The sequence below is a fragment of the Stenotrophomonas sp. Sm2128 genome (genome assembly GCF_030985535.1).
Taxonomy (GTDB): domain Bacteria; phylum Pseudomonadota; class Gammaproteobacteria; order Xanthomonadales; family Xanthomonadaceae; genus Stenotrophomonas; species Stenotrophomonas maltophilia.
Window position 1 is genome coordinate 1 of record NZ_JAPTFQ010000089.1, and the last position, 18,049, is coordinate 18,049.

General features: G+C 68.4%; 14 protein-coding genes. 2 read left to right on the forward strand and 12 right to left on the reverse strand.

Annotation, left to right across the window (positions count from 1 at the left end; translation table 11 throughout):
• Positions 1-59: 59 nt before the first annotated feature.
• The 3 genes from O0K41_RS19445 to O0K41_RS19455 all read right to left on the reverse strand — a co-directional run bounded on the left by O0K41_RS19445 (position 60) and on the right by O0K41_RS19455 (position 3,949).
• On the reverse strand, positions 60-374 hold the full coding sequence (locus O0K41_RS19445; protein WP_012478704.1) for an I78 family peptidase inhibitor: 315 nt from the start codon (positions 372-374) through the stop codon (positions 60-62).
• Between the two features lie 66 nt (positions 375-440).
• On the reverse strand, positions 441-1,463 hold the full coding sequence (locus tag O0K41_RS19450) for a ribonuclease H-like domain-containing protein (protein ID WP_088435521.1): 1,023 nt from the start codon (positions 1,461-1,463) through the stop codon (positions 441-443).
• Positions 1,460-3,949, reverse strand: a complete 2,490-nt coding sequence (locus tag O0K41_RS19455; RefSeq protein WP_164223178.1) for a DEAD/DEAH box helicase — start codon at positions 3,947-3,949, stop codon at positions 1,460-1,462. Before O0K41_RS19455 ends, O0K41_RS19450 begins: the two co-directional genes overlap by 4 nt.
• A gap of 211 nt (positions 3,950-4,160) precedes the next feature.
• On the opposite strand from O0K41_RS19455, the gene O0K41_RS19460 reads away from it, so the two are divergent.
• Positions 4,161-4,679, forward strand: coding sequence for a hypothetical protein (locus tag O0K41_RS19460; RefSeq protein ID WP_149500595.1), 519 nt, complete (start codon positions 4,161-4,163; stop codon positions 4,677-4,679).
• Positions 4,680-4,719: 40 nt separating this feature from the next.
• Entirely contained in the window at positions 4,720-5,394 is a 675-nt protein-coding gene (locus tag O0K41_RS19465; RefSeq protein WP_099604808.1) for a hypothetical protein, read from the forward strand.
• Between the two features lie 59 nt (positions 5,395-5,453).
• Here the strand turns inward: O0K41_RS19465 and O0K41_RS19470 are convergent, their stop codons facing one another.
• From O0K41_RS19470 to O0K41_RS19510, 9 genes are read right to left on the reverse strand one after another with little or no spacing between them, the layout of a single operon-like run.
• Complete coding sequence (locus tag O0K41_RS19470) at positions 5,454-7,262, reverse strand: hypothetical protein (RefSeq protein ID WP_164223181.1); 1,809 nt, start codon at positions 7,260-7,262, stop codon at positions 5,454-5,456.
• Complete coding sequence (locus tag O0K41_RS19475) at positions 7,259-9,424, reverse strand: DUF4175 domain-containing protein (protein ID WP_164223184.1); 2,166 nt, start codon at positions 9,422-9,424, stop codon at positions 7,259-7,261. Before O0K41_RS19475 ends, O0K41_RS19470 begins: the two co-directional genes overlap by 4 nt.
• Positions 9,421-10,542, reverse strand: coding sequence for a BatA domain-containing protein (locus tag O0K41_RS19480; protein ID WP_164223187.1), 1,122 nt, complete (start codon positions 10,540-10,542; stop codon positions 9,421-9,423). Before O0K41_RS19480 ends, O0K41_RS19475 begins: the two co-directional genes overlap by 4 nt.
• A complete protein-coding gene (locus tag O0K41_RS19485; protein WP_049449756.1) occupies positions 10,539-11,435 on the reverse strand; it encodes a DUF58 domain-containing protein in 897 nt (298 codons plus the stop codon). Before O0K41_RS19485 ends, O0K41_RS19480 begins: the two co-directional genes overlap by 4 nt.
• Before the next feature lie 7 nt (positions 11,436-11,442).
• Positions 11,443-12,426: a MoxR family ATPase gene (locus O0K41_RS19490; protein WP_033834595.1), complete on the reverse strand. Its 984-nt coding sequence runs from the start codon at positions 12,424-12,426 to the stop codon at positions 11,443-11,445.
• 16 nt (positions 12,427-12,442) lie between these two features.
• Complete coding sequence (locus O0K41_RS19495; protein ID WP_149500597.1) at positions 12,443-13,150, reverse strand: DUF4159 domain-containing protein; 708 nt, start codon at positions 13,148-13,150, stop codon at positions 12,443-12,445.
• Positions 13,150-14,484 carry a TldD/PmbA family protein gene (locus O0K41_RS19500; protein ID WP_049460822.1) on the reverse strand — a complete coding sequence of 445 codons (1,335 nt, stop codon included), beginning with the start codon at positions 14,482-14,484 and terminating at the stop codon, positions 13,150-13,152. The genes O0K41_RS19495 and O0K41_RS19500 overlap by 1 nt, the downstream gene beginning before the upstream one ends.
• A gap of 21 nt (positions 14,485-14,505) precedes the next feature.
• Entirely contained in the window at positions 14,506-16,140 is a 1,635-nt protein-coding gene (locus O0K41_RS19505) for a TldD/PmbA family protein (RefSeq protein ID WP_049449759.1), read from the reverse strand.
• A 30-nt stretch (positions 16,141-16,170) separates the two neighbouring features.
• Positions 16,171-17,802, reverse strand: coding sequence for a TldD/PmbA family protein (locus O0K41_RS19510; RefSeq protein WP_049449760.1), 1,632 nt, complete (start codon positions 17,800-17,802; stop codon positions 16,171-16,173).
• Positions 17,803-18,049 lie beyond the last annotated feature (247 nt).

The following is an 18,049-nucleotide window of genomic DNA, read 5'->3' on the forward strand; positions in this document are numbered from 1 at the left end:
TCCCGCAGGAAGCCGGCTGTTGCGGGTGCCGGCAAGCGGCCGGCACTACCCTGGGAACATCAACCGCAGCTGGCGCGCTCGATGCGGTTCTGCGCATCCACCTGCACGGTCACGCGGTCCTGGCGGAAGTCCATGGTCACCGCCATGCCCGGTTTGACCACCCGTGCATTGCGCGCGCCGCTGTCAGCCACCAGTTTCTTGATCGTGGCTTCGTCGGCGGTCCTGCCGGTGAAGGCGTCCAGCGCCTCCGGTTTGCATTCGTGCGCGGCATCGGCCACGGGCGCTGGCGCGGGATCATGGGAGGTGCTGCTGCCGGCATGACTGCAGGCGGCCAAGGGCAGGATGGCGAGCAGGACCAGGGGATTGAGGCGCATCGTCGGGCTCCAGGCGTGGATGGTGGCGGCAGTGTCGCCGCTGCCACCGTCAGGCCGCGTCAAGGCCTATTGCCCGACCAGCGCCAGCGTCTCGCGCTCGCGCTGCTCCTCGTGCACCAATCGTTGCAGCAGCAGGGCCAGCGTCACCACATCCTGATGGTTGTGGTCGGCCACCCGGCGCAGGTTCACCGCGTCGCCGCCGCGCAGGAAGCGCAGCCATGCGCCCGGCGCTTCCGAGCCGGGCAGGTCGTCCTCGCGCACTACGCGCAGCAGCTGGCGCTCGATGGTGGACAGCCTGCAGTTCTCCCAGGTGCCGCGATAGCGGCGACGGGTGGGGTAGAGCAGGTCCACATGGTCCAGCGCGGTGATCGGATCGCGTTGGCGCGCCAGCCGGTAGCGCGCCTTCAGCAGCGGCGCATCGTAGCTGCGGCCGTTGTAGCTGCAGAACACGGTGGAGGGCTGCAGCCAACTGGCGAAGGTGGCCAGCATCGCTTCTTCCGCAGCCATGGTGGACATCAGCAGCTGGCGGATGCGCAGGCCTTCGCCACGTTGCGGGCACACGTGCCAGTCGGCCGCGCCGATCATGAAGGCACGCGTGCCGGTGCCACCGGCCAGGCCGGTGGTCTCGGTATCAAAGAACAGCAGGTCGCGCGCAGCTACGTGCTGGTCCTCGCGCTTGGCGAAGGCCAATGACAGCGGGGCAGTCGGGATTGGTTGCGGCTGCAGCGATTCGATCAGGAACAGGCCCGGCGCGATCTCCTCGCCGGGCAGCTGACGATCCTGCGCGCTGGCGCGTGCCGGCGCGGCTCCACCGCGCGAACGCAGGCCGAGCAGGCGATGCAGACCGCCCACTTCCGGCCGACGCAGCGGTGCGGGTGCCGGTGTGGAGACCGCAGCGCCGGTGGGCTTGTGGCGGATCTCCTGTTCGACCCAGGCGAACACCGAACGTTCGGCCGGTGGTTGCCGCGCATCGTTCGCGGCCACGGGTGCCGGTGGCGCAGGGGGCAGGTCCGGCGCGGCCGGTGTGCTCGCCTTCGGGTCGCCGGCCTGCCGGCGCAGCAGGCGCAGCTTGTCCAGGCTCAGGCTCACGGTGCCAGCAGCTCCATCGGGTCGCGCGTGGTCACCACCACGTCGGGCACGTGCTGGCAGGCGTCGGCATCGAACAGGTCGAGCACACGCAGCGCCAGCGCGCGCGGCGAAGTCTCATCGTCTTCCTGCGCGGCCAGCACCGGGCCCACGCAGGCCGGGCAGCCGGCCCTGCAGTCGCAGCGCTGCACCAGTTCGCGCGCGCGCTGCACCAGTTCGGCCTGGCGCTGCCACAGCGGTTCGCTGAGGCCGACGCCGCCGGGGAAGTTGTCGTACAGGTACACGGTGGGCACGAACTCCTGCAGCAGCTCCACCCCACCGGGATCGCCCTCGCTGCCGCGCAGCTGGCCGCGGCCGCTCTGGTCGGCGATCGCGAACCAGGAACCATCGCCGTTGCCCACCGACTTCTGCAGGTCGCGCGCATCGGCCATCACCGCCACGGTGGCGACGATGTGCAGTGCATACGCGGCGCCGAGGAAGCCATCCAGCGCATCCTGCTTGCTGGCGAACGCGCGCAGCAGCAGCGCCTGCGGCAGCTGCCACCACACCGCAGTGGTGTGCAGTTCCTGGTCGGGCAGGTTCACCGGCCCGTAGCCGATGTTCTCGTGGGTGTAATAGCGGATCTTCTTGTAGCCGGCCACGCGGCGCACCACGTGCACTTCGCCATGATGCGAATCGCCACGGCCGGCCACGCCGCCATCGAAACGGTCCAGCACCTTGAGCTTGGTGAAGTCGATGCTGTCGGTGTAGTAATCCACATGCGTGCGGGTGACGTAGGCCTTGCGGCCGTCCCAGTCCAGCGTCTCCACCTGGTACGGGGTGGACTGCACCATGTGGATGGCGCCCTCGTACAGGGTGAGCGCGGCGGCGGAATAATCGACCTCGGCGATGATCTGCTGGCGGCCATCGCTGCGGTCGACCACCACGAAGTTGCCGTCGGCCACCGCACGCAGGCTGACCGCGTTGGCCGGATAGCTGTCGGCGATCCATTCCCAGCGCTCGCCTTCGCGGTGGATCACTTCTGTCTCTGCCAGCGCTTCCAGGAACACCTCCGGATCGATCGGGCCGAAGCCATCACCGACCCGGAACGGCAGCTCGAAGGCCGCGCAGCGGATATGGTCGAACAGGATCAGCGGCTGGTCCGGCGCGATGCGCGCGTGCTCGGGCGAGGCCTCGGCGAAGAAGTCCGGGTGGCGAACCACATACTGGTCCAGCGGCTGCGAGCTGGCCACCATCACTCCCAGTGCGGGTTGCTGGCGGCGGCCGGCGCGGCCGAAGCGCTGCCAGGTGGCCGCCACGCTGCCGGGGTAGCCGTTGAGGATGACCACGTCCAGACTGCCGATATCCACGCCCAGTTCCAGCGCCGACGTGCTGACGATGCCGTCGATGTTGCCGGCACGCATCGCGCGCTCGGTCTCGCGCCGCTCGGTGGGCAGGTAGCCACCGCGGTAGGCGCGGATGCGCGGCGGCTTGCGCGGATCGTGGTCGAAGATGTCCTTCAGGTACTTGGTCAGCACTTCCACCATCAAACGTGTCTGCGCGAACACCAGGGTCTTCAGCCCGGACTTGATCGCGATGCGCGCGATGCGGTTGCTCTGCGAGCGTGCCGAGGCGCGCAGGCCCAGGTCCGGATTGATCACCGGCGGGTTCCACAGCAGCACCTGTTTCGGCCCGCTGGGCGCACCGGATTCAGTGATGGCAGTCACCGGGGCCTCGATCAGCGCCTCGGCATGCGCCTGTGGGTTGCCGATGGTGGCCGAGCACAGGATGAACTGGGGTTGCACGCCGTAGAACGCGCAGATGCGCTTGAGCCGGCGCAGCACGTTGGTGACGTGGCTGCCGAACACGCCACGGTAGGTGTGTACCTCGTCGATGACGATGTAGCGCAGGTTCTCGAAGAACTGCGCCCACTTGGTGTGATGCGGCAGGATGGCCTGGTGCAGCATGTCCGGGTTGGACACCACGATGTCGCCATGCAGGCGGATGGCCTGTCGTGCATCGCCGGGCGTGTCGCCATCGAAGGTGAAGGCCTTTACGCCCAGATCGCCCGCGCGGTTGAGTTCCAGCAGCTCGGCCACCTGGTCCTGGGCCAGTGCCTTGGTCGGGAACAGGTACAGCGCCTTGGCCTTGTCCTGCATTGCCGCGCTGACCACCGGCAGGGTGTAGCACAGCGACTTGCCGCTGGCGGTGGGGGTGACGATGGCCACGTGCTCGCCGCGCTGGCTGGCCTCCCAGGCTTCGGCCTGGTGGCTGTAGAGCAGTTCGATGCCACGCGCCTTCAGGGCGGCGGCCAGGGCAGGCGGAACTGAATCGGGAATGGGCGCATAGCGGCCTTCGCGGCCGGGAATGGCAAAGCTGCCGGTGATGCGGTCCTGGTAGCGGCGCTGCAGGCGCGCGCTGAGCAGGGCGCCGTCGCGGGCGGGCAGGCCGTCGCGCGTGGCGAGCTTCTGCTCGGCATCGGCGGTGCGCTTGGCGAGTTCGTAGGCCATGGAAGATGGAGCCGGGACGGATTGCGAGGGGTCACATGGCACCACACTCACGTCTCACGATGTGAGACACCGCACACGGAGGGCGTGAACCGTTCAGTGCCCGCGTCCCGTGGCGTCGCCGCATCTCCCCTGGCTGAACAGCTGCCAGTGCAGCAACGAAATCTGAAGCCGGCATCCGTATCCTTGGGCGCTGGACGCAACCAACAGGTGGATGGCTGTGGCACGACGTGGAACGCAGGGAGCCCTCCTGGCCGGCATGCTGCTGGCCGGCATCGCGCAGGCGCAGCAGGCCACGCCGGTGGCGGTGCCCGATCCGACGCCCGTTCCCCCGGTGGATGCTTCGGCGGCAACCACCGCACCGATCTCCACCGCTCTGCCGCAGGACAACGTCACCACCCTCGGCGAAGTGCGTGCGCTCAAGCCGGAAGACGAGCCGCTGGATCTCTACCGCTTCAAGAACCCGGTGAAGTTCGGCGACAACCGCTTCAGCCGTGACTGGAGCGAACCGCCATCGCCGGAGCAGGTGAGCATGGGCGGCGGCTACATCATGATGGGCGTGGTCAAGGGTGTGATGGCGGCGGCCAAGGGGATCAACAAACTCACCGGCGGGCCTTCGCAGATCCAGGCCGCGGTGGCGCGGCCACCGCCGGAGCTGAGTGCCGAACAGCAGCAGCGTGCGCTGCGGTTCTCCCAGGAGCAAGGTGCGGGTGATGCGTCGCCGGTGAAGTAGGCCGGTATATCCTGCCGGCTTCCCCACCAATAGTGCTGCCATGTTCCTGCGTTCGATCTGCCTGATGGCCGCGTTGCTGCCGGCCTCCGCCTTCGCTTCCGGCATCGCCGATGACGGCGCCTGCCGCAATGGCGCGTTCCCGTCCGAACAGAGCCGGTTCGCACTGGCGCGGGTGGTCGATGCACCGCGCCTGTACCTGCTTGGCGACATGGACGGCTGCCCGGCCAAGGGCGAACCGGCCTGCCGACAGCGCAGCTATGTGGTCAACGGCGATACGGTGGTGACCGGGCGCGACCTGGGCGCTTATCGCTGCGCGTTCTTCCCGAACAGGGTGGGTGGCAGTGCCGGCTGGGTGGACCGCAGCAAGCTGCAGCCATTGCCGGTGGCCGTGCCGTCGCTGCAGGACTGGGCGGGCAACTGGAAGGACGGCGACAACGGCCTGCGCATCACCGTGCAGGGTGGGCAACTGCATGTGGAGGGGGACGCCTACTGGCCCTCCGCCAACCCCACGCCGGAGCAGCGTCCCTACGGACCGAACATGGGCCAGGTGGAAGCGCGCGCCGCACCGCGCGGTGCCGACGTCGAGTTCGTCGAGGATACCTGCAAGGTACGCGTGCATTCGCTGGGCGAGGTGCTGATCGTGGCCGACAACAGCGAATGCGGTGGCATGAACGTGCGCTTCAATGGCGTGTACCGGCGCGCGGGCAAGCGTTGAAGGACGCCTGACGGAGGGGGGCAGAGCCCTTTCGCGGGCGAAAGGGATCCGACCCCGGGTCAGCGCCGCCGTTCCAGCCACCACAGCAGCGATGCACAAAACACGAACGCCAGCCACCACGGCCAGCGCGAGCCCGGCACGGGCTGCATCACCGACGCGTTCGCCGACGTGCTGGAGGCCAACGCCTGCGTGGTCGCATCGAGCATTGCCTGCCGATGCAGTGCAGGTGCGTCCTTCGGGTCGAATGCATAGCGCCAGACGATACTGTCGCCATGCTGCAGGCGCTGCCAGCCTGCCTCACGGGGCCACCAGCCGGCGCAGCGCAGCGCCGACGTTGCACCATCGGCGATCAGCGGCACGCTGTCGCCACGCGGGTTGAAGGCCTGCAGCGGCGCCTGCACGCCGCACAGCGCCTGCCGTTCGCCTGCCCAGCTGATGGGCTGTGGTGACCACAGCGCATCACCGCTGCCCTGCGCGCGTGCCAGCGTGGCAACCACGTCGCTCCACAGTTCGCCGTGGCGGTCATCGCGGCCTGCCAGCACCCAGCGCCAGCTGTCGGTCAGCGGCAGCTGGCCGATGCGGCCCTTGCCGACCGCGCGCCAGCCGCCGACGGCCTGGCCGCCCTGATCGTGCAGCAGCGCGTTGCTGCCCGGCGCCTGCAACGCCAGTGCTTCCAGCGAAGGCAGCGCGGCACTGTGCGAGCTGCGGTCGGCCTCTTCGCCGTAGCCGGTCGGCAATGTGCCAGCGGCGAGCGGGCCACGGCGTGCGGCGAGGACCGCGCTTTCGCCATCGCCGGGAAGTTCGAGGGGGTGGCTGCTGCCATCACCCTGCACTGGCAGGCCCAGATCGCGAAGGCGTTGCCGCGCGCTGGCCGAAGGTGCGCCCGCACTGCGCACCAGCACGCCCAGTCCATCGCGCAGCGCCTGGCGCACGGCGGCCAGCTGGCCCGCACTCAATGCCGCCAGGCTGCGCTCGTCCAGCAGCAACAGATCGCTGCGCGTGAGCGATGCTGCATCGATCGACACCGCGCCATCGCCGATGCTGAGTCCGGCCCCGGTATCCGCCCGCACCTGCACACGGATGCCTGCATCGGCTGCCCAGCGCCGCAGGTACTTCAGCTCTGGACCCGGCGCGCCGGCGCGCACCAGCAGGCGCAGCGGTGCGGACGGCAGGGTCTGCTGCGGCACCGGTACGCTGTCCACCACATGGCCGTCGGCATCGAGCAGGCGCAGCTGGAACACGCTGCGGCCTTCGGCGCGGGCGACACCACTCAGCTGCACGCGGCCGTCGTCGGCAACCTCCGTGCGATCGACCACGCTGTCGGCCGGGTCGAGCAGTTCGGCCTTCGCCTTGGCCGCGCCACGCGCCTGTGCCTGCACGTCGAAGCGGGCACCGGGTGCGACATCGGCCGGCGGCTGCAGCGCGATCCAGCCGCGCGGCTCCGGTGCAGCCTGCCAACGCACATCCGGCGGCAGCAACGCGTCGCGGTCACGTGCGACCAGGCCCGCACCGACCAGCGTCAGCGTGGCGGCCGGATGCTGGCGCAGCGCGGTGGCCAGGTCGGGAACGCGCTGTGCGCCGGGCACATCGGCAGCTTCCGGCAACAGCAACAGCGGGCCTTCGCTGGCCGGGAGTGCGCCGGCCTTGCCCGCATCGACGCCAAGCACGACCAGCCCGCCTGTGGGTTGCTGGCGGGTGGGGGGCGCCAGGCAGAAATACAGCAGCGTGGCGACGATGATCTGCAGTGCGATCACGACCCACCGGTGGCCAGGGTGCGCAGTGTCCGCACGCAGCTGGCGCACGCTGGCGATGACCACGATCAGGGCGAGTGCCGGTGCAATCCACAGGTTCACAGCGGAGGCGTTCATGGCTGCGCCTCCAGCGCGTCGAGGTAGCGCTGGCCCATCGCATCGGCGGCACTGCGCCGCATCGCCTGTGGCAGCGGACGCTGCAGCGCCCGCCACAACTGTGCGCGCAGGCGCTGGCGACAGTCGCCGCAGTCGGGCTCGATGCGCAGCTGCTCGATGGCCGCAGCCAGATCGAGTGCATCGGGCAGGTAGGCGGCGTTGCGCTGCTGCCAGGCCGCCAGCGCATCGAGATCCGGTGCGCCGTTGTCATCACCGAGGCGTTGCCAGGCTTCAACGATGGCCGGGTCCGGCGGGGTTCGCGCGGCCAACGGCAGTTCACGACTGGCCAGTCCGGCGCGATCACCGCCCAGCCGGCGGCTTTCATCGATGGGTGGCAGCTCCGGCCCGACCCGGGCCAGGTAGATGCGCTCGGCCTGCTGCACCTGCTTGATGAAGCCCAGCGCCTTGTAGGCAAATGGCAGCGCCTGCTCCGGGCGGCCCTGGCGCAGCTCGCCTTCGGCCGACCACATCTGGTCCAGCGCGGCCTTCAACGTGGCGCGGGTCTGCGGATCGAGCAGGGTGGTCGCCTCGGCGTGGTCATGGGTGTGCCCGTATTCGGAAAGCACGTCGGTCTCGCTGCCGAACACCGGCGGGATATCTGCGTTGGCTGTACTGCCATGATCGTGGCCATGGTCGTCTTGCGCGCCGGCCTGCGCGCCATGGTCGTGTTCGTGATCGTCGTCGTGGCCGTCTGCGGTCGGCGCATCGCTGGTGGGCAGGTCGCTGGTCGGCGGCGGCTTCGCCGCACCTTCGCTTTCCTCGCCCAGGAACTGGCCGTAGCGCAGGCGCAGGATGCGCTGGTCGACACCGATCGCATCGCTGCGCTTCACGAAGTCCTCGGCGGCCAGGCTGCGTCGCTGCCGGATCAGCGCTTCGGCATCGATGATGATCTGCCGCTGGCTGCGGAAATACGCAGGCAGGGTCTTCTTGATGCGGCCCTCGAGCTCTGCACCGAGCGCGACTTCGGCGCTGGGCAGGCGCAGGATCACGCTGCTGCTGCGCCCGGTCTGCGGCGTGGGTGCATGATTGTCGCGTACTTCCAGCTGGGCGATCACATCGTTGCCAGGCTGCGCGCCCAGCGCAGCCAGATCAAGGGTGTGGGCGAAACGCCGCGCGGTGGCTTCGCCGCTGCCGGCAAGCGTGACGCTGCGCTTCACGAAGGTGATGTTCTCACCGCTGCCCTGGGTAGTGGTGATCGACAGCGTTGCCTGCGCCGCGACACCGTAATCGTCGCTGGCCTCGAAGCGCAGTGCCCACTGCCGTTGCCCCGGCGTGCCCAGCACCAGGCTGGCCGTGGGCTCCAGTACGCGCACGCTGGGTGCACGGTCGGCCACCACATCCAGCCGATGCAGGCGGGTCTCTGCCAGCGCCGGTTCGCTCACCACGCGGTACAGCAGCGGCATACGTGCCACATCCTGCGCCTGCCACTGTCCTTCGCGCTCGCTCAGTGGCAAGCGGCGACCATCGTGGAACTGCAGCCACGCCTTGTCCGGGGCGCGGTCGAAGCGCAGGGACCAGGACAGCCGGCTGTCGGCGGCAACCTTCGCATCCAGCGCATTCTGGGTGAGCGTGGCCTGGCCGGTATAGGCCGGCGCGTCGATGCGCAGGCGGGTGGACTGCAGCCGCAGCGGGCCCGCAGCAGCAGCGCTGCCAGGCGTCGGCGTGCGGACAGGCACGGAGCCGGGGCTGGAACGTGGCCAGCCGAATGCCAGCACAACAATGGCCAGGCCTGCGATCCAGTACAGCGCCAGTGCCCCACGCGGCCAGCGCGGACGCAGCTCCGGCATCGCGCGTTCCAGCATGGCCAGCACATGCACACGCTGGCGCTGCTGCAGCGGATTGAGCGTGGCGGCATCGGCGAACAGCAGATCGGCACTGTCCTCGCTGGCACCACTGCCATCGAGCTGGCGCTGCAGCCACTGCCGGTCCAGTTGGCGGGCACGTGCAGTGGCGAAGGCCGCACACGCGAGCAGGCTGATCGTGCCGACGACGCAGGCGATATCGAAGCCTGCCAGACGCAGGGCCAGTATCGTTGCGGCCAGCGCCCACGGCAGGCACAGCAGCAGGGTGATGAGCGCACGGCGGCGGCGCGCGCGTTGCCAGGCGTGTTGCAGGGCATTCATGCGCCCACCCTGCGCCGGGCGCTGCTGGCCATCCAGCGTTCCAGCGCGAACAGCAGCACGACGGCCAGCAACAGCCAAGGCGTGGGCTCACGCAGCGGTGGTGGTGCAGCAGGCGATGCAGCCCGCTGCGGTGCCTGGTCACGTGCATCGCCCAGGCGCGGGGCCGTAGGCGGCTGCAGCGCCAGCAGCAGGGCACGTGGCAGGCGCGGATCGCGCAGCGCAGGGTTGCTGGCGGCATTCCAGCCACCCGGCAGCGCCAGCAGATAGCCGTGGCCGATGCGTTGCTGCCACAGCAGCGGTGCGCCCTCGGCATCGCGCAGCAGGATGCTGGCGCTGGCAGCAGGCTTGCCGGCAGTCAAGACACGACCGCCGCCGCGCAGCCACGCCTGCCAGTTCGCCGGCAGTGCATCGCTGCGGCTCCATACGCCGATCTCACCGCGCTCCGGCAGGGCATCCGCCGGCAGCGGAGCAAGCGGTGCCTGCACGCCCCACGCGCGCTGCAGTGCGTTCAACCAGCGCTGGGCAGTGGCCGAAGCATCGCTGTGCACGCGCAGGCGCGGCGACGTCGCGGCACTCGGTTGCGCAGTGACCGGCATCGGCTGCGTGTGCCACTGCACGTCGCGCGACAGCTGCAGGCGGGCACCATTTAGGCCGGGCAGGGGATCGGGAACGTGCACGGTCAATGCGGTGCCGACGGGCAGCTGCGCGTCCAGTTCGCGCAGCAGGCTGGGCAGGGAGGCGGTTGATGCAGGGGGTGCCTGATCAATGGCGGGAAAGCCGGGTGCCAGCCAGTGCCAGTTGCCATCCTCGGCCGTTCCACGCAGGGTCGTAGCATCCAGTCCCGGCGCTACCACGGTCCATGCAGCGGGAGGCGCAGTCGGGCCAGTCAACACAGGTCGTGCCAGCAGCAGGGCCAGTGCGGCCAGCAACAGCAGGCGCACCAGCAGCAACGGCCAGTCATCGAAGCGGATGCGCTGGCGTGGCCGTATCTGCGCGCGCAGCCAGCGCAGCGCGGCGAAATCCAGTGGCGTGTACGGATGGCGGCGGGCCAGGTGGATCAGCAGCGGCAGCAACCCTGCAGCGAGCGCGGCCAGGCCGAGCGGGAACAGCAGGGTCATGCATCGCCCCCACGGCCAAACAGCGCCTGCAGCGCCTGGTCCAGCGGCTGGTCGAGCCAGCCGGTGGCACTGGCAATCCCGTTGGCCTGCAGGCGCGCATGCAATGCGCTGCGTGCGTCGGCGAAGCGCTGCAGGTAGTCAGCGCGGATCGCCGCGCCATCGCCCAGCAGTTCCTCGCCGGTCTCCGGATCGCGGAAGCGGTGGCCGGCGTCGAACGGGAAGTCGCGCTCGTCGGCGGTGAGGATCTGCAGCAGTGCCACTTCGCGGCGCGCGCTGGCCAGTTGTTCCAGCAGCACGATGCCGGCATCGTCGAAGCCATCGCCGATTGCCAGCAGCAGGTCGCCCGGGCGCACGCGCTCCCACAGCGGCCGAAGGCGATCGGCCGCAGGCCAGGCGCCGCGCGCCTGCAGGGCATGCAGTTGCAGATGCACGCGATCACGCTGGCGTGCGCCGTTCGCCGCGGGGACCAGCTGCAGGCCATCGCCATTGATTGCCAGCAGGCCGAAACGGTCACCCTGCTGCAAGGCCAGCTCAACCAGGCACGCGGCCACGCCACGCATATGGTCCAGACGCGAGTGCTGCGGTGCCGCGCGATCCGCCTGATTGGCCGAAGCGGTGGCGTCTAGCAGCAGCCAGACCGTGATCGGGCTTTCCCGTTCGGACTCGCGCACGAAGAAGCGGTCCGAGCGTGCATACAGCTTCCAGTCGATCTGGCGGAGTTCGTCTCCCGGTTCGTAGGCACGGTACTGGGCGAATTCGAGGCCGGCACCGCGGCTGCGGCTGGCGTGCTGGCCGATGCCACTGGCACCGCTGGCCAGGCGCGGCCGCAACCGCAGCAGGCGCAGGCGCGCACGCAGTTCCGGCGGCAGGGTCAACGGCGTACCTGCGTTCACGCGTGGCTCAACCCGGGAAGGGCACGGCCTGCAGCAGCGCGGCGACCACGTCGTCGGCACGCTTCTGCTCGGCCTCGGCGGCGAACGACAGCAGCAGGCGATGGCGCATCACCGGCGCGGCCAGCGCCTGCACGTCCTCGCGGGTGGCGGCGAAACGGCCCTGCAGCAGTGCGCGTGCCTTCGCTGCCAGCACCAGCGATTGGCCGGCACGCGGGCCGGCGCCCCACTTCACCCATTGGTTGATCGCCGCCGGAGCACCGTCGCCGGGCCGGCTGGCGCGCACCAGGCGGGTGATCCAGGCCAGCACATCCGGGCTGACATGCACCTGGCGCACCGCGGCCTGCAGCGCGATCACCGCGTCGGCATCCATCACCTTCGGCACCGCGTCGGTGGCACCGCCGGTGGTCTGTTCCAGGATCTGCCGTTCCTCGTCTTCGCTGGGGTAATCCACCAGCACGTGAAGCAGGAAGCGGTCCAGCTGCGCTTCCGGCAGCGGGTAGGTTCCGGCCTGCTCGATCGGGTTCTGCGTGGCCAGCACGAAGAACGGCGCGGGCAGCGCGTAGGTGGTACCAGCGTAGCTGACCGTGCGTTCCTGCATCGCTTCCAGCAGTGCGGCCTGGGTCTTGGGCGGGGTGCGGTTGAGTTCGTCGGCCAGCAGCAGGTGGGTGAAGATCGGGCCCTGCTGGAAGCGGAAGTGGCGATGGCCGGTGCCGTGGTCTTCCTCCAGCAGCTCAGTGCCGAGGATGTCGCTGGGCATCAGGTCGGGGGTGAACTGCACGCGCCGGAACTGCAGCTCCAGTGCCTGGCCGAGCGAGCGCACCAGCAGGGTCTTGCCGAGCCCGGGTGCGCCTTCCAGCAGGCAGTGGCCGCCGGCCAGCAGGCCGATCAGCAGCTGCTCGACCACGGCGTTCTGGCCCACCACGGCGCGTGCGAGCGCGGCGCGCAGCTCATCCAGGCGCGGCAGCAGGGAATCGAGGTCGGGGGAGGTCATGGGCGTGCAGGTCCTATCAGTTGTTCAACGCGTACATCACGATGTTGACGCCGAAGCGGGTGTTGTCTTCGGCCAGGAAGCGCTTGTTGCGCCAGTCGTAGTCCCACTCGCAGCCGTAGTCCTTGTTGCTGTACAGCAGGCCCAGGCGGCCGTCGACCTCGATGCCCTTCAGGTAGTCGTGCACCAGGTCGTCGCCCCAGCCGTTGAGTTCGAAGCTGGTGGCAGGCGGGCCATCCGGGAAGTGGAAGAAACTGCGGTACAGCGGGTGGCTGTTGGGCAGCTTCTGCAATGCCCTGGGCCCGAACAGGCGACCCATCTGCGCCTCGAACGAGGTAGCGAACAGGCCGTCGATATCGTGGTTGCAGTCGTCGACGAAGACGAAGCCGCCATTGCGCACGTAGCGCACGAAGTTCTGCCGCTCGGCGGCGTTGAACTCCACCAGCGTGTGCCCGGCCAGGTAGCAGAACGGCGCTTCCAGCATGCGTGGGTCGGCCAGCGCCACCACGTGTTCCTGCGGGTCCACGCGCAGCGAGGTGTAGTCGATCAGCGAGGTGATCAGGTTGGACGGCATGCGCGCGTCCACATCCCAGTCACCGGAGTCGTACTGCAGGCGGGTGAACCAGAAGTCGTAGCGCGAACTGCGCGGGCCTGCCTGTGCCCAGGCTGGCAGCGCCGCCGCCGAAGCGGCAGCGGCCAACCAGCGCAGGCAGGCCCGGCGATCCATCAGACCGCGTCGGACAGCGAAGTGAAGGTGAAATCGCGCAGCTTCATCGGCGGGATCATCATCACGTAGCTGGATTCATCACCGGCCACGCGCACCGGCTTGCCCAGCTCTTCGATGTTGTTGAGCATGATCACCGGCGATTCGTTGAAGCGGAAGTTCTTCACCGGATGCTTGATCTGGCCGTTCTCGATGTAGAAGGTGCCGTCGCGGGTCAGGCCGGTCAGCAGCACGGTCTGCGGATCGACCATGCGGATGTACCAGGTGCGGGTGACCAGGATGCCCTTCTGGGTGCCGCGAACCAGTTCGGCGGTGCTCTTGTCGCCACCGCTCATCAGCAGGTTGCCCGGCGACGCCTTGGCGGTCTTGCCCTGCTTCTGCGCCCAGAAGCGCGAGTAGTCCAGGTTGGCGATCCTGCCGTTCTCGATGATGGCCATGCGCTCGCGGGGCAGGCCCTCGTTGTCCCAGGGCAGCACCGGTGCGTCCGGGTGCCACGGGTCGGCGATCATGGTCACGCGCGGGTCGTAGACCTGCTCGCCCAGCTTGTTGCCGCCGCCCTTCTTGGACAGGAAGCTGCGGCCCTCATCGGCCGAGCGTGCGCTGAAGAAATTCATCATGAAGCTGATCAGGCCGGCCGCCGCAGCCGGCTCCAGGATCACCGTGTACTTGCCCGGTTCCAGCGCTTTGGCTTCGGCCGACTCGGTGGCCTTGCGCATGGCGATGCGGATGTCCTGGTCCGCCTTGAAGTCAGCCGCATCCTTCAGGTTGCGGCCGACCCAGCCCGAACCACGGCCATCCTCGGTGCGCACGGTGCAGGTGTAATTGAAGTTGGTGGTGCGCTGGTAGGCGAAGTTGCCGTTGCTGTTGGCGGTGGCCTGGAAGCCCTGGCCGTCTTCGAGGAAGCCGGCGGCGATCAGGCCATGGCCACGGCACGGCGCGATTGAATCTGCGGCAACCTTGGCACGGAACGCCGGATCGATCGCGGCAGTGGATTCGCTGAAGGTGGGGCTGGCGCGGTAGCTCTGCTTGCCGATGGCCGGCATGAACTCCGGGTTTTCCGGGGCCAGGCGGGCCAGGTCTTCGGCACGGCGCACCACGCGTTCCAGCGCGGCATCGTCGAACTCGTTGATCGAGGCCGTGCCGACGCGCTTGCCGAAGGCAACGGTGACCGCCAGTTCGGTGTTGTCGACGATGCCGCTGGTGGAGACATTGTTCAGTGCGAAACGGATGTTGCCGTCGATCGCGCCGGCCAGCACGGCGGTGCATTCGTCGGCCTTGGACAGGGCGATGACCTTGTCGAGGATGGCCTTGGCCTGGGCTTCGGTGAAGATACTCATGGTGTAAGGGCTCCTGACCGATCAGCCGAGGCTGCGTGCGGTGTTGATGACGTTGATGCCGTTGAAGCGCGCGGTGGACGAACCGTGCGAGACCGCCGAGACCTGGCCCGGCTGGCCCTTGCCGTCGAAGAACGAACCGCCCAGGCGGTAGTCGCGCTCGTCGGCCACGGCGGTGCAGGCGTTCCAGAACTCCGGCGTGCGGATCTGGTAGGCCACGTCTTCCAGCATGCGGGTGATCTGGCCGTTCTTGATCTCGTAGAACAGCTGGCCGCCGAACTGCGCGTTGTAGCGCTGCTGGTCGATCGAGAACGAACCATCACCGATGATGTAGATGCCGTTCTCCACGTCCTTGATCAGGTCCGGCACGCTCAATGGCTTCTTGCCCGGTGCCATCGACACGTTGGCCATGCGCTGGAACTGCACGCTGGACCACGAGTCGGCATAGCAGCAGCCGTCGGACTCGGTCTTGCCGAGGATGTGGGCCTGGTCGCGGATGGTCTGGTAGTCCACCAGCTTGCCGTTGCTGATCAGGTCCCAGCGCTTGCACTTCACGCCTTCATCGTCGTACGCCACCGCGCCGAGGCTGCCCGGCTGGGTCTTGTCGGCGAAGATGTTGACCAGTTCGCTGCCGTACTGGAAATGCTGTTCGCGCTTGTCCAGGGTGGCGAAGCTGGTGCCGGCGTAGTTGGCCTCGTAGCCAAGCACGCGGTCCAGCTCCAGCGGGTGACCGATCGATTCGTGGATGGTCAGCCAGGTATGCGACGGGTCGAGCACCAGGTCGTACTTGCCCGGCTTCACCGACGGTGCCTTCAGCTTTTCCTGCGCCTGCCTGGCAGCGGCGACGGCGTCTTCCTTCATGTCGTAGGAAGAACTGTAGTTGACCACGCCATTGGGGCCGACCACCTTGCCTGCGGCGGCGCCATCCAGGTACTCGTAGCCCAGGCCCATCGGCGAGGACAGGCCCGAACGGGTGCGGAACTTGCCGCTGGACTTGTCGATGGCGGTGACCGTCATCGGCGCCCAGATACGGTGCACGTCCTGGTCGATGTAGGAGCCGTCGGTGGAGGCAAAGTACTTCTGCTCGTTGACCAGGAACAGCATCGAGTTGACGAAGCTGGCACCGGCGCCCATTGCGGCGGCGTTGACGTCCAGCAGCAGGCCGACCTTGTCCTTGATCGGCACCTCCATCGCATTCTTGCGGATCGGCGTGCGCCAACTCACCTCACCGACGCCCGGCGCCTTGGCCAGCTGCACCGGCGCGGTCTGCACGCCGGAATTGGCCTTGGCGATCGCCGCCGCCTGCTGCGCGGCCTTGGCCACATCGCCCGTACCCAGCGCATTGGTGGCGGCAAAGCCCCAGGCACCGTTGACGATCACGCGGATGCCCACGCCGGTGGACTCGGTGTTCACCACGTTCTGCACCTTGTCCTCGCGGGTGATCACGAACTGGCGCAGGTAACGGCCGATGCGCACGTCGCAGTAGGTGGCGCCGGCCTGGCGGGCGGCGGCCAGCGCCGCATCGGCCAGGCGCTTCTTCAGCCCCAGGTCCAGCGAGCTCTGCAGCTGTTCGGCGGCGATCACCTTGCCGAAGAAGGAGGGCACGATCAGCCCGCCCGCGGTAAGCCCGGTCAGGGCCAGGAAGTCACGTCTTTGCAAGGCTGCTCTCCATGTCGAAGGATGGGTGGCTCAAGCGCCGAGACTGCGCGCGGTGTTGATGATGTTGATGCCGTTGAAGCGGGTGGTGGACGAACCGTGCGAGACCGCCGAGACCTGGCCGGGCTGGCCCTTGCCGTCGAAGAAGGAACCGCCCAGGCGGAAGTCGCGTTCATCGCAGATGGCGGTGCAGGCATTCCAGAATTCCGGCGTTCGGATCTGGTAGGCCGCATCCTCGACCATGCCGGCGATCTTTCCGTCCTTGATCTGGTAGTACAGCTGGCCGCCGAACTGCGCGTTGTAGCGCTGCTGGTCGATCGAATACGAACCGCGGCCGTGGATCCAGATGCCGTTCTCCACGTCCTTGATCATGTCCTCGACGCTGAGCGGCTGCTTGCCCGGCGCCAGCGAGACATTGGCCATGCGCTGGAACTGCACGCTGGACCAGGAATCGGCGTAGCTGCAGCCATGCGATGCATCGCGGCCGAGGATATGGGCTTCATCGCGGGTGGCCTGGTAATCGACCAGGATGCCGTCGCGCACCAGGTCCCAGCGCTGGGTCTTTACGCCTTCGTCGTCGTAGCCGACCGCACCGAGGCTGCCCGGCTGGGTCTTGTCGGCGAAGAAGGTGACGATGTCGCTGCCCCAGCGGAAGCCGGCATCGCGCTTGTCCAGTGTGGCGAAGCTGGTGCCGGCGTAGTTGGCTTCGTAGCCGAGCACGCGGTCCAGCTCCAGCGGGTGGCCGACGTTCTCGTGGATGGTCAGGAACAGGTTGGACGGGTCCAGCACCAGGTCGTACTTGCCGGGCTTTACCGACGGCGCCTTCAGCTTCTCGCGCGCGTGGCGGGCGGCCGCGATGGCGTCCTCGACCGGGTCGTAGGAATCGCGGTAGGCGGTGATGCCGCCGGGCAGCTGCACCTTGCCACTCGCATCGCCATCGAGGAACTCGTAGCCCATGCCCATCGGCGAGGACAGGCCGGCGCGGGTACGGAACCTGCCGCTGGCCTTGTCGATGGCGGTGGCGGTGAACGGTAGCCAGATGCGGTGGATGTCCTGGTCGATGAACGAGCCGTCGCTGGAGGCGAAGTACTTCTGTTCGTTGACCAGGAACAGGGTGGAATTGATGTAGTCGGCACCCGCATTCAGCGCGGCGGCGTTGAGCGCCAGAAGCAGTTCGACCTTGTCCTGGATCGGCACCGCCATTGCGTTCCTGCGGATCGGGGTCTGCCAGCGCACCTCGCCGACCGACGGCGTCGGCGCCAGCTGCACCGGCCGGGTCTGGATGCTGGCGTTGGCGCGTGCGATCGCGGCCGCCTGCTCGACTGCGGCGCGCACGGCGGCCTCGGTCTGCTGATGGGTGGCGGCGAAGCCCCAGGCGCCGTTGACGATCACGCGCACGCCCACGCCGGACGACTCGCGGTTGGTCACATTGCCGACCTGGTGTTCGCGGGTGATGACCGACTGGTTGAGATAGCGGCCGATGCGGACATCGCAGTAGCTGGCCTTGGCGGTGCGTGCGGCGGCCAGCGCCACGTCCGCGAGGCGCCTGCGCTGGGCGGTATCGACCGGGGCGAGCAGCTGCTCGGCGGCGATGGCACGGGAATGCGGCAGCAGCAGGCCCGCCAGGCCCAGACCGGAAAAAGCCAGGAACTCACGTCGTTGCACAGCGTTTCTCTCTCTCGCTTGCGTGCGGTTGGCAATGGGCCGGACCGATCACGTCAACTCCTCGACTTTCGCCAGCGCGGGGCGTGGGGACAAGTGACTGCAGTCATGGTTGGGAGGGTTTCGGCAGGGCTTGCAGCCCTGCACCTGCTCAATGCAACGGCCAAAGCCAAAGCCAGAGCCAGAGCCACGTCAAAAGCGGGCTTTCCGTGGGATGCCGGGGTGGGTCCGATTGAGGGGGACGCTGCAA